Annotated in this window: 11 protein-coding genes; all 11 read right to left on the bottom strand. The window is 51.6% G+C overall.

Going from position 1 to position 15,365, the window contains the following annotated elements; translation table 11 throughout:
• Positions 1-102: 102 nt before the first annotated feature.
• Positions 103-2,358 (bottom strand): FAD-dependent oxidoreductase, encoded by a 2,256-nt coding sequence (locus tag AC0VZ8_RS01210; RefSeq protein ID WP_475485777.1) that lies wholly within the window; start codon positions 2,356-2,358, stop codon positions 103-105.
• A gap of 56 nt (positions 2,359-2,414) precedes the next feature.
• Positions 2,415-3,242 carry a carbohydrate ABC transporter permease gene (locus AC0VZ8_RS01205; RefSeq protein WP_071219507.1) on the bottom strand — a complete coding sequence of 276 codons (828 nt, stop codon included), beginning with the start codon at positions 3,240-3,242 and terminating at the stop codon, positions 2,415-2,417.
• A gap of 12 nt (positions 3,243-3,254) precedes the next feature.
• A complete protein-coding gene (locus AC0VZ8_RS01200; protein WP_475485776.1) occupies positions 3,255-4,136 on the bottom strand; it encodes a carbohydrate ABC transporter permease in 882 nt (293 codons plus the stop codon).
• Between the two features lie 278 nt (positions 4,137-4,414).
• The gene (locus tag AC0VZ8_RS01195) at positions 4,415-5,746 is read right to left on the bottom strand and encodes an ABC transporter substrate-binding protein (RefSeq protein WP_475485775.1); all 1,332 of its coding nucleotides are present in this window, start codon (positions 5,744-5,746) and stop codon (positions 4,415-4,417) included.
• A 152-nt stretch (positions 5,747-5,898) separates the two neighbouring features.
• Entirely contained in the window at positions 5,899-6,708 is an 810-nt protein-coding gene (locus tag AC0VZ8_RS01190; RefSeq protein ID WP_475485774.1) for a response regulator, read from the bottom strand.
• Between the two features lie 72 nt (positions 6,709-6,780).
• A complete protein-coding gene (locus AC0VZ8_RS01185) occupies positions 6,781-8,565 on the bottom strand; it encodes a sensor histidine kinase (RefSeq protein WP_475485773.1) in 1,785 nt (594 codons plus the stop codon).
• Positions 8,566-8,931: 366 nt separating this feature from the next.
• Positions 8,932-9,834, bottom strand: a complete 903-nt coding sequence (locus tag AC0VZ8_RS01180; RefSeq protein ID WP_475485772.1) for a DUF3298 domain-containing protein — start codon at positions 9,832-9,834, stop codon at positions 8,932-8,934.
• Positions 9,835-10,301: 467 nt separating this feature from the next.
• Positions 10,302-11,591 (bottom strand): phosphopyruvate hydratase, encoded by a 1,290-nt coding sequence (gene eno, locus AC0VZ8_RS01175; protein ID WP_071219501.1) that lies wholly within the window; start codon positions 11,589-11,591, stop codon positions 10,302-10,304.
• A 48-nt stretch (positions 11,592-11,639) separates the two neighbouring features.
• Positions 11,640-13,184, bottom strand: coding sequence for a 2,3-bisphosphoglycerate-independent phosphoglycerate mutase (gpmI, locus tag AC0VZ8_RS01170; protein ID WP_071219500.1), 1,545 nt, complete (start codon positions 13,182-13,184; stop codon positions 11,640-11,642).
• Positions 13,185-13,937 (bottom strand): triose-phosphate isomerase, encoded by a 753-nt coding sequence (gene tpiA / locus AC0VZ8_RS01165; protein WP_260068525.1) that lies wholly within the window; start codon positions 13,935-13,937, stop codon positions 13,185-13,187.
• A 76-nt stretch (positions 13,938-14,013) separates the two neighbouring features.
• The gene (locus AC0VZ8_RS01160; protein ID WP_475485771.1) at positions 14,014-15,195 is read right to left on the bottom strand and encodes a phosphoglycerate kinase; all 1,182 of its coding nucleotides are present in this window, start codon (positions 15,193-15,195) and stop codon (positions 14,014-14,016) included.
• Positions 15,196-15,365 lie beyond the last annotated feature (170 nt).

Raw genomic sequence — 15,365 nt, 5'->3', positions numbered from 1 at the left:
TTTTGATCGACTATCGGTTCAGCAGATATACGTTAGAACCTCATTAATTCCTGTCCAGACTGGCACCTGTTGAATACATAAGCAGCTTTTAGCTTTGAAAAACTACCCGTAAGCCCTCACTTCAATAACCTCGGCATAGTCCGAGCCGTTCGTGCTCTCGACCACCAACCGGAGCGCCGTGCTCTGAATAGGCTCCTCTAAACGGTGGACTCTTTTGCGGCGGCGGTTAAACGCCTCCGAGGCAAGCATAACCCAATTCCCTTCCGAATCCAGCGCCTCTACTCTGTAGGTACAGGCCAGCTCAGGGATGATATCGAACGGCGTACGATGATGGTGCAGATTGATCAGATCTTCATTAACGTCATCGTTGAAAATAAGATGAATCTCACGAATCGCTCGAGCCTCTTCCCATTCCAGCTTTAACCACGGCGTCTCCCCGTCTGCGATTCGCTCCGATACCCACATATGCGGACCGCCGAACGGACGCTTATAACCGTCAATGACATGCTCGGGGTGATAAGCGTTCGAACCGATCGCCGACCGCAGGCAGAACAGCCTCCGGACCAGTCCCTTCATGCTCCACTCCACCACCGGCTGGCTGTCATCATGGTCTTCCAGCTCCTTGGAGACGCGAGCCGCCGTCCCCCGTTCGAAGGCAAGCAGCCCACTCATCGGCTTGGATGACAGATACAGCGTCATATCCGGATTTTTGCGCACGATGATATATGCGTTTTGCGGCTCCGCCGGCTGCCAATCCAGTTGGACGGGGACCCACTGTCCCTGCCCCGGCATGATGCGGACAGAGGTGCGAAATTCCAACACGGCCGGAACGTAATTCTCCGGACGTCCCGTGCTCCAAACCTCCACCGTCATATCGGTCTCCCGCTTCGCATCGATCAGCCATTCCAGTTCCCCGCTCAGCCCCGGATCGGCCGGCATCAGCACAGCGATGTCCCGCTCCAGCGGATATGGCGCCTCCGCCTCCTTGATCGCGATCCTGGACAGGTGGGACGATGCGCTGACCTTGGCGCTTCGGGCCAGATCCAGCGGATCACGGTTTACCACCCCGATCACGGAGGCATCCTGCTTCAGCAGCGTTTGCTGAAGCTCCCCGCTCCGGCTGCGGGACAGCTCGCGCGGCGTGAGGCCGTGCTGGACGCACAGCGCCGCAGCCGTGCCGGCCGCTTCGCCCAGGACGGCGCAGGTCGCCATCACCCGCGTGGTGCCGAAGGCCACGTGGGTGGCGCTGATGTTGCGCCCGGCGAACAACAGATTGGTCACGTTCGCCGAATACAGGCTGCGGTACGGAATATGGTAGTTCCCGTCCGCATGCATATGCTTCGAGCCGCTCTCTTCGGCGTACATGCCCTGCGGCGGATGCAAATCGATCGACCAGCCGCCGAAGGCAACCCGGTCCTCGAACGGCTCCTGAGCCATAATGTCGTTCTGCGTCAGCACATAATCGCCGACAAAGCGCCGGTACTCCCGCTTGCCCGGCTGGGCGCCGACCCACTCCAGCGTCATATTGGCCGCATCGAAATTGCCGGAGTTTTTGATATAGTCCCAAATGCCGTAGATGACCGACCACAGCTCGTCGCGGATCCTCTCGTTGTCATGCACGGTGTCGAGCTCCCCGCCCCATTCGATCCACCAGTAATGGCAGCCGGAATCGCCGCTGCGGATGACCCGCTTGATCGGGATCGGCGTCTGCGTAATATCCTTGGCAAAAGAGGGCGGCACGAATTTTACCGGATGTCCGGCATCCTTCGTATAGAACAGCAGCGTGCTGCCGAGCGTCACATCGTCCGCCGTCTCCGGCGCCCATTCTTCCCCGTATTCATCCCGGGCTTCCCGCCCAAGCCGGTATTTCGCTCCCGCCAGGAATCCGACCAGCCCGTCCCCCGTGCAATCCAGGAACACGGGACTCTCAAACCGGATGCGTCGCTCCGAGCCCATCATCCAACCGGTGACCGATCGAATCTGCCGAGCGTCAGGGTCGCCATCTGCTTCAACCTCATGCACGTCCGTGTTCAAGAACAGAGTTATATTCGACTCGGCCCGCACGGTTTCCAATACGATCAAATCCCATAAATACGGGTTGCCGTCCGGATTCCGGTACTGGTTCTCCACGAACATCTCGCCCATAATGCCGGTTTCCCGGGCATAGCGGTTGATCCCGTGAGCCGTCGCGCCGCATACCCAAACGCGCACCTCGCTGCTGGAGTTACCTCCCAGCATGGGGCGGTTCTGCACAAGTGCTATCTTTTGTCCGAGCCTCGCGGCCGCCACCGCCGCGCATACCCCTGCCAAACCGCCGCCAATCACCGTAATGTCACTTATTACCGTTTCATTTCTCATGAATGATCCGACTCCTTTCATGTTAATCCAGTTCATGTATGAACCTGGATTATGGGCTATCCTTTTACGGCCGAGCTTGCCACGCCCTGAATGATATATTTCTGACCGATCAGGAACACGAGAATCATCGGAATAATGCCTGCGGTCGCCGCCGCCATCATGCCGTTATAATCCACGGTATTTTCCAGAATGAAATTTTGCAGCCCCAGCGGAACGGTATACAGATCCTGATCGATCAAGAATACCAAGGCATTCTCGTAGTCGTTCCAGTGCCAAGAGAAATCGATAATGGCCAGCGTGGCTAGCGAAGGCTTCGCCATTGGCAGAATGATCCGCGAAAAAATGCGGAAATGGCCCGCTCCGTCGATAAAGGCAGCCTCCGAAATTTCATACGGTACGGAGAGAAAAAACTGCCGCATCATGAACACCCCGAAAATCGTGAATACGCCCGGCAGTATAAGAGCCCAATGTGTATTGTAAATACCGACCCAGTCAAACATGATGAACTTCGGCACAAACAGAACCTGGGGAGGGACCATCATCATCGACAGATAGATCATGAACATGGCATTCCGCCCCTTGAACTCGATCCGGGCAAAACCGTAAGCGGCTAAAGCGGACAGCAATACAGCACCGACAGTGCTGACCAAGGCAACTTTAAGCGAGTTGAGATAATAGTGGCCGAAGCTGTTCACGCCGGTCCACACTTTCACATGATGTTCCCATATGAATTGGGCAGGAATCCACTTAATCGGGTATTGGAACACTTCCGCCGGCATCTTGAACGAGGTACTAATCATCCAGAGGAAGGGAACGATCATAACCACGCTGAAGAACAGCATAATAAGCGTGATGATTATTTTAGTATATAAGGCTTTGGTCATTTTCCTTCCTCCTTAATAGTGAACCCAGCGCTTCTGACCGATCCATTGAATGACAGTGAAGATCATAATGATGAAGAACAGCGCCCAGGAGATCGCGGATGCATAACCCATTTCGTAGTAGCGGAAAGCGTTCTGATAAATGAACAGGGACAACACGGTGGTGCTGTTGCCTGGGCCTCCCTGCGTAATGGCTTGAATGATCCCGAACTGCTTGATGGTCATAATGAGTCCGGTAATAAGCAGCAGGAAGGTCGTGGGGCTGACGAGCGGCCACAGGATGCTGCGAACCGTTTGCCAGGCGCGGGCCCCGTCGATTGTGGCAGCCTCCAGCAGTTCCGTTGAGACCTCTTGCAGCGCGGCCAGGTAGATGATCATGTTATAGCCGAGCATAAACCAGATCCAGATGATGTCGATGGCATACATGGAGGAATCCATGGTGGACAGCCATCCCGGGGGATTGGTTATGCCGAACGACTTGAGGATTCCGTTGATCGGGCCGTTATTCGGATGGAACAGCAGCATCCATACGAAGGCGACGGCGACGCCACTGGTGATGTAAGGCATGAAATATAAGGCGCGGAGCAGCTTTTTTAAATACACCGAGCGGTTCAGAACCACGGCGACGATGAAAGCCAGTCCGATCGATACAGGCACCGATAACAGAAAGAACAGCGTATTTTTGATCGAAATATAGAAAACCTCGTCGCCCAGCATTTTTTGAATATTGGCCAGTCCCACGAACTTCGTGTCCGAGCTCATAAATTTGTAGTCCGTAAACATGAGATAGAACGAATACAAGGCTGGCACAATAAAAAACAGCATCACGCCGACCATGTTCGGACCGATAAACAGATAGCCGAGATACTGTTGCCGTTTCATCCAGGATGTTTTCACATAGCCCCACTCCTCTTGGTCTTTTTCATCTCAAGCATAGCAGTCGGGACCAAGCGGGGATAAGGAACAAAACCTTCGACTTTATGCTACAGAAGTATGCAATTACAGGGCCGCGAATTTCGGCGACTTCGTAGATTTGTTCTATCAGTACGTGCAAAAAAGCGGCTATCCCGCTTCAAGATGGCCGCAATTGCCGGGATAGCCGTGTCGACGAAGCCGATCAAAAAGGGGACTCGCCGCCGAAGCGATAGTCCCCTTCTATTGGTGCCGACAGCCCCTTATTTGCCTTCTTTTAAAAACGTATTATGCCGGTTCACCATGGCCTCCAGCGTTTGATCGAGCGATTGGGCGTCAAGGAAATACTTCTCATACTCCTGGGCGCGCATATCCATCACCTCTTGCGGCAAGCTTCTTACGTACGTAGGCGTTTTGTCTTCGAACATGACGTGCATCAAGGAATCCAGGTCATACGTGTCTTTCTTATCACCGAGCAGGTTCTTTAACGCCTCATCCTGATCGGCGTCCTTCGAAGCCGGCAATCTTCCGCCCGCAGCCATAGGAGCCATACCCCCGTCCGCATACCACTTCAGGAATTCCCAAGCTTCCGCTTGTTTTTTGGATTTGGCATTAATGGAGATGTAATCCCCAAGGCCGCCCCTTGTTACATAGCTGTCCGCACTATCCGTTAGTCTCGGCACCTGGGCGAACGCGATGGTGAAGTCGCGGGGAAAATCGGTAAAGTTATTCGAGCTTCGCAGCAGCCAAGCTCCGATATTCAGCATGGGCACTTCCCCGCTAAGGAACACTTGCTCCACCGGCATTTTGGAAGTCAGCTGCTCTCCGAGCGGCGGCGTGGTCTTGTCTTCCTTCATCATGACATTCAGGGTTTCCAGCCATTTTTTGACCAGCGGGTGGTCCAGATTCGAAGTTCCATCCGCCTTCGTGTATCCCTCTTGCGATAACACCGAATCAATCGGATCGACGAACGGCTCCATATTTTGAATAAACCCGTAGTTATTGCCGACTTTGAGCTTCTTGGCATATTCGCGCAGCTCATCCCACGTCCAGTCCTTCGGAACGGGCAGGCCCGCTGCATCAAGGGCATCCTTGTTCAGCGCGACGAAGAAGGCGCTTTTCGTGGTCGGCATTCCGTAATACTTCCCGTTGATTTTCCAGCCTTCGGCGTTAGGACCCATCTTCTCGTCGATATTGTAATCATCGAATTGGCTCAGATCCAGAGCCAAGTTGGATTCCACCCGTTTGGACGTCTGGGAAAGCGTGTAATTCACGTACAGGTCGACATCCTGACCGGTAATCATCGCCGTATCAAGCTTCAGGTTCCCGTCATCGTCATTGACGTAGCGGACATACTCGACTTGAATATCAGGATGCTCGGCGTTCCACGCATCGATGACCTCTTGCGGTCCCGCCTCTGGCGGCACACCGCCCCACATGGTTAGTTTGACCGGCTCGCCGGATGAAGGCGCTTTCGAATTATCCGTTCCTTGTCCCTCAGTTACTGATGAGGCTGCTTTGCCGCCGCAGCCCGCAAGAAGACCTAGAAGCAATATGCCGATGAGAAGCATCGTCCATCCTTTTTTATTTCTCACATTAGAGACCTCCCCGAGAATTATATTGGTGTGATGCCCTCTCATCGTAGCAGGAAACGGGAGCCGCTTTTAAGCTACATATCCATTCAGATGATGGAACAAAACGATGGAATTCCTGATTCGGCGAATCCTATGTCCTGCATCGAATCGTTCTATTTGAGGTCTTTGCTGTGTTGTCTGTATTTACTCGGGGTGAAGCCGGTCAACCGTTTGAAGATTTTAATAAAATAATTGTCGTTCACGAACCCCACCCGGAGGCCGATCTCGTGAACAGGGAGGTTGGTTTGAAGCAAATACGCGATGGCTTTATCCACCCGGACCTGGTGCAAATAATGAATCAAGGTGCGTCCGGTCTTTTTCTTGAAGAGCGCACTGACGTAATTCTCGCCCATCATCACGTAGCCCGACATCGATTTAACCGTAATGTCCTGCTCGTAGTGCTCATGGATGTACTGCAATATTTTCTGTACCTCCGGGTGCGACGTGATTTCCCTGGGGGAGGCATGATGCGCCGGCTGCGACGGCATCGTCTCCGTGGACGCGACCTGCGAAACAGGTTGGCTCGGGCTCGGATGCGGGTTATTCTTCATCAGCTCAGCATTCATTTTGTGCAGCGTTTCCCGCAGCGTATTCACGCTCATCGACAGCTTCAGGATATAGTTGGATGCCCCGTATTCCATCGCTTGCCGGACATACTCGAATTCACTCATGCAGGTCAGCATCACGAACTTCGAGGCGTACCCTTCTACCCGTGTTCTGCGGAGGAGCTCCACGCCGTCCATCTCCGGCATCACGATATCGGTCAGCACGAGATCGGGCGGATTGCTCCGGATCATCTCCAGCGCCTCGGCGCCGTTGCCTGCCTCCCCCGCAACCTTGAATCCAAGCTCCTCCCACGCGATGATCTCTCGCACGGACTCTCGCACAAACACCTCATCCTCCACCAGCAGCACCTTCCACATAGGTCTCCCCTCCTCGAAGCTTTTTAAATCCGGTTCAAAGCCTATACAGGCCAGAGACGAATCATCTGCCCGTTATGATGAAATCAAGTGATCGTTCTGATAAGGCGTTGAGATTAACAACGGGATCGAAAATCGAATCCGCGTTCCCCGCTCCGAGGATATAATCTCTATGCGGCCCTCTTCTTTAAATAGCAGCCGCAGCAGCTCTTGCACATTGCTGAGTCCGATGCCCGGACGTTTACGCATCCCGTCCACCTGTCGGGACTGCTCCATGCCGACGCCATTGTCCTTGATTTCCACCGCCAATCGGTTCGGCCCTTCCCGGGTAACCGTAATTTCAATGAGCCCTTCCTGCTCCGGCAGAGGCGCGATTCCGTGTATGATGGCATTCTCTACGAGCGGCTGCAGACTGAGCTTGGGCACAAGCGCATAGAGGATGTCCTCATCACACGCAAAGGTCACGTCAAAACGGTGATTGTAACGCACCTGCTGAATATGGACGTAGGCCTGCACCAGCTCGATTTCATCCTTCAGATGCACCAGATCCTTCTCCGTATTCAGGCTTGCCTCCAGCAGCTTGCCGAGAGACAGGGTGATATTGGTGATATCCTCATTCCCGTGGCGAATGGCACTCCACTTGACCGTATTTAGCGTGTTGAGCAGAAAATGCGGATTCATCTGAGCCAGCAGCATATGAAAATGCACCGCTTCCTTCTGCCTTTCCTCGGCCTTCAATCGCTGAATCAGCACATCCATGTCGTTGAGCATGGAATTGAACGTCTGCGTCAGCTCCAGAATCTCGCCTCGAAACTTGTGCTCCGGCAGCCGGATTTTCAGATTGTTTCGGACAACCGCCTTCATCTTATTCTGCAAATGGGATAGGGGCCGGGTAATCGTGGCGGCAATAATGAAGGTCATGATGAGAAACGCGCCGGTCAGCAGGAAAAAGGTCATAAAATATTGGCGCTTCAGCTCCTCGATCTCGTTAAAGAGCACCGTCAGTGGAATCCGGTTCACGATATACCAATCCAGCGATTCCACGTAAATGTAATTCACCAGGGTATTGGAGGCTTTGTCGATAAAATACTTCTGCCTGGGCTCGGCCGCAATCCTGGCTTTTACCTCGCCGGTCAGACTGCTGTTCAAGATCGATTGGGATACGTTCTCGCCAGCGCTCGTAATCAAGAAATATTCCTGCCGCAGCGTCGACTGCTTCAATACCGATTGAAACCAGAAGGAGTAATCGATGCTGATCCGGGCCATGCCGTACGGCTTGTTGCGGGGAGTTTCCATGTATGCGTACAGTGACAGCAGGTAAGGACTCGTCGAGATATCCCGCAGCACGTAGTTCGAATCGCTCGAAACCCAATGATACGACACGCCCTCCATCTGTTCCCGATCAAAGCCAGGGTTGTCCCGCAGCTTTCTGTAATCGAGGGCCTCCCTGGGAGAATATGAGGTGTAAGCGTTACCATGAAAATCGAGAATCGTGAAGTAGACCGACGGATTGTACAGGAAAAAGCTGTTGTTCAAATTTTTGAACTTTTCCTCCATCAGGTTTTTGTTCTCGAGTCCCTGCCGCTGCCCGGGATGGGTCAGCACGGAGGCCACCGTTGAATCCTGCTCCAGAAATATCAGCGTTTTGAAGGCTACGCTCAACTGATCCTCCAGCGTTCGGTACATTTGCTCCAGCTGGCTGTGGCTCTGCTGGCTGATTTTCTCCTGGACCAAGGTCTCGATCCGCTGATAGTTGTACAAATTCAAAATGCCGAAAGGCAGCAGGATGACCAAAACGAACGCGGCAAACAGACGGTATTTCAGCTTGTGTGGAAACAGGGATCGTATTCGGTTCAGCACCCTCCCGCACTCTCCTTTTCGCTCGCTTGTTCTTCAATTATATCAGCACCGGTTCGCTTGAGAATGGCAATGCCTGAAATTGCATGGATATGTGCGGTCGTTGGTGGGGTAAGGCGCAGTGGATGTGTAGATTTGTTCTATTTTTATCAGACAAAAAAAGACCAAACTCTCCGTAAGAGAGCTTGGTCCTCATCTACTGTTTCAACCCATTTCGTGCTCAAGCGCGTTAACGATCACGTCCGCTAACATCGAGGTCAGCATCGTCGACACATTGCTTAACACGAAAACCGCGGTTCCCTGATCCAGCAGCTTCAGATAGAAAGCCGTATAACCGTTAATCCCGCCATGATGGAAACCATGGGCCGGTTAATGCGTACCGACAAGTTCAACCTGTACGGCCGAATCAATGTATTCAGCTTGCAAGTAATACTGGGATCCTTTTTGATAAATGATCGCTTCCGGACTTGAGGCATAATTGAAATAAAAAGTATACTCCACTTGCTTCCACATTTGCCCGTTAGCCAATTCATAAATATTTCCGTAGTCGTATCCAGTAAATTCATTTTCGATATGCGACTTCGTGACATAGTCATGACCCGGAATTGATGGGGCAGGCGACGTTAGGTCATTCCTCTTCTTGTTAATTTTTGTATAAGTCACTTTAACATCCACGTACCCCTCGGAAAGAGGTGCAACTTGGTCCGGATCGAAGCGGATAATGATGCCATGATCATAATAGTAGTATGAAGGGTTCGATTGAGTAAGGTAAAAATGAATATTTTCCGTGAATATTGGATCTCCTTTAGACTCTCTGTCTACAAGTTGCGCTGTTACAGCCTCTACCAAATTAAGCATTTTACTCTCTGTATCAATTACATCCTCTAACCACAACCGTTCGCCTGTTTTTAGATCGAAATTATAGATTGTTGCGAAGGTGAGTTGGCTGCCCTCTTGGGTTAAGCTGTCGTTAAAAAGAATCGATAACTTTCCGTTTTTATTGAATTGGGTACTGGCTTTAGATCGAAAGGAGGCATTTTCACTACTCTTTTTATATTCCATATTCCAGGCAGCCGAAAGAATGGCATGCGCTTTAAGTATCTTATTGATTTTACTGACCACTTTTTTATTTTCTCCGCTAATTTGCATATATTGCTGGCCGTGGTAAAAATGAATGCATGTCTTAACATTTGTTGCGGCTGCAGCATTTGCTTCGGAAAAGATCAGGCTGATCAAACACACGATCAACCATCCTGAAATGACTTTTCTCATTACGTTCCCCCTAGATTCAACATACTAGGATCCATTATACGGCCGAAGAATACGCCTGTATATTATAAAAAATGGAATTCCTTCCTCATCCAAACGGAGCATAGCTGAGCATGTCCTGCCATTCACTCTCTCCCCCTCCCACACCCAAAAGCCCGACACATGTGACTTCACAGAGCTGGGCTTTCTTCTTTGCGCTCCTATGAGATGCCCACAAGAGGCTGCACACCTACTCCCCTGCCCAGGTGCGTATATCGGTGGAGGAGCAACGCGTTCGCCTTTAAAATCGGGAAGATTCCTCAGCTTATTCCATTCCAGCTTCCCGATTTTAACAGCGACCGGAGACGATATACGTACCGCCCCTCGGCATGATAACAAAGTGTGCAGCCCCACAACCCTGCAGCCCCTCAAATTAATGCAAAAAAGCCCAGCTCCCTCAAAAGCAGGAGTCGGGCTTTCTCTTATTTCAATTATTTGCGCTTCAAGTTGTAGAACGACTTCAAGCCGTTGTATTGAGCAAGCTCGCCCAATTGGTCTTCGATGCGAAGCAATTGGTTGTATTTCGCCACACGGTCGGTACGGGAAGGAGCACCCGTTTTGATCTGACCTGCGTTAGTAGCCACCGCGATATCAGCGATGGTGCTGTCCTCGGACTCACCGGAACGGTGGGAGATAACAGCCGTATATCCTGCGCGTTTTGCCATTTCGATCGCATCGAACGTTTCAGTCAATGTACCGATTTGGTTTACTTTGATCAGGATGGAGTTACCGATGCCTTCGTTGATACCTTTTTCCAGACGCTCGGTGTTGGTAACGAACAGGTCGTCACCCACGAGTTGAATTTTGTTACCCAATTTCTCGGTGAGCAATTTCCAACCTTCCCAATCGTCCTCGGAGCATCCGTCTTCGATGGTTACGATTGGATATTTGTCTACCCAAGAAGCGAGCAAGTCCACGAATTCTGCCGGCGTGAAGGATTTGCCTTCGCCTTCCAGAACATACTTGCCATCTTTGAAGAACTCGGTGGAAGCAACGTCCATACCCAGTAATACATCTTCACCTGGCTTGTAGCCGGCTTTTTCGATCGCTTCGATGATGGAAGACAGTGCATCTTCGTTAGACGTGAAGTTAGGAGCGAAGCCGCCCTCGTCACCAACCGCTGTGTTCAGGCCTTTGCCCTTCAGAACGGATTTCAGGTTGTGGAAGATTTCCGCGCCCATGCGAAGCGCTTCTTTGAAGCTAGGTGCACCAACAGGCAATACCATGAACTCTTGAACGTCAACGTTGTTGTCCGCGTGAGCGCCACCGTTAACGATGTTCATCATAGGTACTGGAAGTTGTTTTGCGTTGAATCCGCCAAGGTAAACATACAGTGGAAGATCCAATGCATCAGCAGCAGCGCGAGCTACAGCCATGGATACGGCCAGAATTGCGTTCGCACCCAATTTGCCTTTGTTCGGCGTACCGTCCAAAGCGATCATCAGTTTGTCGATGCCAAGCTGGTCCAGAGCGTCCATGCCAATCACTTCAGGCGCGATGATTTCGTTCACGTTCTCAACGGCTTTCAGAACGCCTTTGCCCAGGTAACGGGATTTGTCGTCGTCGCGAAGCTCAACGGCTTCGTGAACGCCAGTGGAAGCACCGGATGGAACGATCGCGCGACCGATTGCACCGGATTCCAGGTATACTTCAACCTCTACGGTTGGATTGCCACGGGAGTCAAGGACTTCGCGTGCATATACATCAGAAATAATAGTCATGTGTATAGTCTCCTTTTAATGTTATGTTTATGTTCCATTATGAACCACTTATTTACGTGCTGCAATCATGGAAGTTCCCGTCATTTCATCCGGCTTCGGCAGACCCATCAGGTCGAGAATGGTTGGCGCGATGTCGGCAAGAATACCGCCTTCACGCAGCGTTACATTCTCATCCGTTACGATGAACGGAACCGGGTTTGTAGTATGTGCGGTGAATGGACGTCCATTCTCGTCAAATACCATGTCCGCGTTCCCGTGGTCAGCGGTAATCAGAACTACCCCGCCTTTTGCCAAAACAGCCTCAACAACCTTGCCAACACACTCATCCGTAGTCTCAACGGCTTTAATCGTCGGCTCCAGCATACCGGAATGACCTACCATATCCGGGTTGGCGAAGTTCAAGATGATCGCATCATGCTTATCCGCTTCGATTTCTCTCACGCAAGCATCCGCCACTTCATAAGCGCTCATCTCCGGTTTCAGATCGTAGGTCGCCACTTTCGGCGAGTTGATCAGTACGCGCGTTTCACCAGGAAGCTCAACATCGCGTCCACCGCTGAAGAAGAATGTCACGTGCGGGTACTTTTCGGTTTCCGCAATCCGAAGCTGTTTCTTGTTGTGCTGAACCAGCACTTCGCCGAGCGTGTTATCGAGATTCTTCGGTTTGTAGGCAACAAAGCCTTCCACCGTCTCGCTGAACAGCGTCAAGCATACAAAATGCAGGTTTTGCGGGAACTTCGGTCCTCGTTCAAAACCACGGAAATCATTATTCGTAAACACCTGGGACAGCTGAATCGCACGGTCAGGGCGGTAGTTCAGGAAGATAACGGAATCTCCGCTCTCCACCAGACTAACCGGCTCGCCTTCACCATTCACAATCACGGTCGGTTCTACGAATTCATCGTAAACCGATTTCTCGTAAGATTCGATGATGGCTTTCAGCGGATCCGTATATTTCGGTCCTTCGCCATACACCATGGCACGGTAAGCCTTCTCGACACGATCCCAACGCTTGTCGCGGTCCATCGCATAATAACGACCGGAAAGCGTAGCGATTTGGCCAACGCCCACTTCTTCGATCTTCGCAATCAGATCCTTAACGAACTGCTTGCCGCTGTCCGGTGCCACGTCGCGTCCATCCATGAAGCCATGGATGTATACGTCATGAAAATCTTCCTTCTTGCAAAGATCCAGCATGGCAAACATATGCTCAATATGACTGTGAACGCCGCCGTCGGATACCAGCCCGTACAGATGCAGCTTCTTGTTGTTGTTCTTAGCAGCGCGAACGGCTTCCACCAGCGTTTCGTTCTCGAAGAATTCTCCTTCACGAATCGACTTCGTGATGCGGGTCAAGTCCTGATACACGATCCGGCCTGCGCCGATGTTCAAGTGACCCACTTCGGAGTTCCCCATTTGACCTTCCGGCAAGCCTACGGCTTCACCGCAAGCAGTCAACGTGGTGTTCGGGTATTGCTTCAAATACCGGTCGTAGTTAGGCTTGTTCGCTTGAGCGACCGCATTGCCCACCTCGGTGTTGCGAAGCCCGAAACCGTCCATGATAATCAGAGCTACGGGTTTTGGAGCAGACATTTACTTCGCCCCCTCAACGAGTGCGATGTAGGAAGCCGGTTGTAGACTTGCACCACCAACGAGCGCGCCGTCGATGTCGCTTTGTCCCATATACTCCGCTACATTTTCAGGCTTCACGCTGCCGCCGTATTGAATGCGAACTTGCTCTGCAACGGTTTCGCCGTAAAGGCCTTTAACGAGTTCACGAATATAAGCGATGACTTCGTTCGCATCCTCTGCCGTAGAGGATTTGCCCGTTCCGATCGCCCAGATTGGCTCATAAGCAATAACAACATGAACCGCTTGATCAGCAGGAACACCTGCGAACGCTGCTTCCGTTTGTACTTTGCACACGTCTTTGGTTTGGCCGGCTTCGCGTTCTTCCAGCTTCTCGCCGACGCATACGATCGGAAGAAGACCATGGCGGAATGCCGCATGTACCTTCTTGTTCACGATCTCATCGGTTTCAGCAAAATACTGACGGCGCTCGGAGTGTCCAATAATGACATAGTCCACGCCCAGATCCTTCAGCATCAAACCGCTGATTTCACCCGTAAAGGCGCCATTGTCTTCAAAATGAAGATTTTGTGCACCGATTTTGATGTTCGTGCCCTTGACCGCTTCAACCAATGCAGGAAGATTGGTAAATGGCGCGCAAACCACGCTTTCCACGCCTTCTACTTCCGCTTTGCCTTTCACATCTTCAATAAATGAAGCTGCTTCCGGAACGGTTTTGAACATTTTCCAGTTACCAGCTATGATAGGTGTTCTCACACGATTCACTCCTTTATTCCCCCGAAGAATCGGGGTCCAAACTTCATCCACTTGCTATCCAATATAGTGCCTATTTCTATTTGTCGTTCAGTGCCACAACACCAGGAAGTGCTTTGCCTTCCATAAACTCAAGAGATGCACCGCCGCCTGTCGAGATGTGATTCATCTTGTCGGCAAGACCGAATTTCTCTGCAGCTGCAGCCGAGTTGCCGCCGCCGATAATCGTGTAAGCTTCCGTATCCGCACAAGCTTGTGCCACTTCACGAGTACCGTTGCTGAACGGAGCGATTTCAAATACGCCCATAGGACCGTTCCACACGACAAGCTTGGAGTTCTTGATCACTTCTGCATACTTGGCGCGAGTCTTAGGTCCGATGTCAACGCCTTCCCAATCGGCAGGAATGCCGTCGATATCAACGACCTTGGTATTCGCGTCTGCGCTGAACTCGTCCGTAACGACGATATCTTCCGGCAGGTAGAAGTTTTTGCCCAGCTCTTTAGCTTTCTCGATGAAACCGAGTGCAACATCAAGCTTCTCTTTATCAAGCAGAGATTGGCCGATTTCATGGCCTTGAGCTTTGAAGAACGTGTAAGCAAGTCCACCGCCGATGATGACATTGTCAGCAAGCGTAAGCAGGTTGTCGATCACGTCGATTTTGTCCTTAACCTTCGATCCACCGATGATGGCGGTAAAAGGACGGTCCGGATTCGAAAGGGCTTTGCCAAGAACGGACAGCTCTTTCTCCATCAACAATCCCGATACAGCCGGAAGATGATGAGCGATACCTTCTGTCGAAGCGTGCGCACGGTGAGCAGCACCAAACGCGTCATTCACGAACAGATCGGCCAGTTCGGCGAATTGCTTCGCAAGTTCCGGATCGTTCTTCTCTTCACCAGCGTAAAAACGAACATTTTCAAGCACGAGCACATCGCCGTTTTGCAGCTTCTCGACTTGAGCTTTAACGGCTTCTCCTACTGCTTCATCCGCTTTGGCTACCGGTTTGCCGAGCAGCTCGGACAGACGCTGACTTGCCGGAGTCAGGCGCAAAGATTCAACGACCTCTCCTTTTGGACGACCCATGTGGCTGGCCAGGATGACTTTCGCTCCTTGCTCTACCAGATATTTAATGGTCGGCAAAGTCTCGCGAATACGAGTGTCGTCTGTAATTTTACCATCTTCGAGCGGTACATTGAAATCGACGCGGACAAACACCCGTTTGCCGCTTACTTCTACATCACGTACACTTTTCTTGTTCATCTCCACGTTCCTCCTAAGAAAACTATTCTCCTCACCGACAGCATGCAGTTGCTCTCGTTTCTCTCTATCGCTAACCAGCGCCCGGATCTTGTCTATTCTTCCCAGTGCTCTGGCATGAAAACAAGGAAAAACCATGAACCAAAGAGGAGACCCGTGAAACGGAACTCCTC

This window comes from Paenibacillus sp. QJM3NY_38 (genome assembly GCF_056173265.1).
The sequence above is the reverse complement of the archived record's forward strand: the minus strand, read 5'-3'. Positions and strand labels throughout refer to the sequence as shown.

Bases quoted from the DNA above. Each gene is read 5' to 3' on its own strand.
- AC0VZ8_RS01210 (WP_475485777.1), bottom strand. From the start codon at position 2,358: ATGAGAAATGAAACGGTAATAAGTGACATTACGGTGATTGGCGGCGGT.
- AC0VZ8_RS01205 (WP_071219507.1), bottom strand. From the start codon at position 3,242: ATGACCAAAGCCTTATATACTAAAATAATCATCACGCTTATTATGCTG.
- AC0VZ8_RS01190 (WP_475485774.1), bottom strand. From the start codon at position 6,708: ATGTGGAAGGTGCTGCTGGTGGAGGATGAGGTGTTTGTGCGAGAGTCC.
- AC0VZ8_RS01180 (WP_475485772.1), bottom strand. From the start codon at position 9,834: ATGAGAAAAGTCATTTCAGGATGGTTGATCGTGTGTTTGATCAGCCTG.
- eno (WP_071219501.1), bottom strand. From the start codon at position 11,591: ATGACTATTATTTCTGATGTATATGCACGCGAAGTCCTTGACTCCCGT.
- gpmI (WP_071219500.1), bottom strand. From the start codon at position 13,184: ATGTCTGCTCCAAAACCCGTAGCTCTGATTATCATGGACGGTTTCGGG.
- AC0VZ8_RS01160 (WP_475485771.1), bottom strand. From the start codon at position 15,195: ATGAACAAGAAAAGTGTACGTGATGTAGAAGTAAGCGGCAAACGGGTG.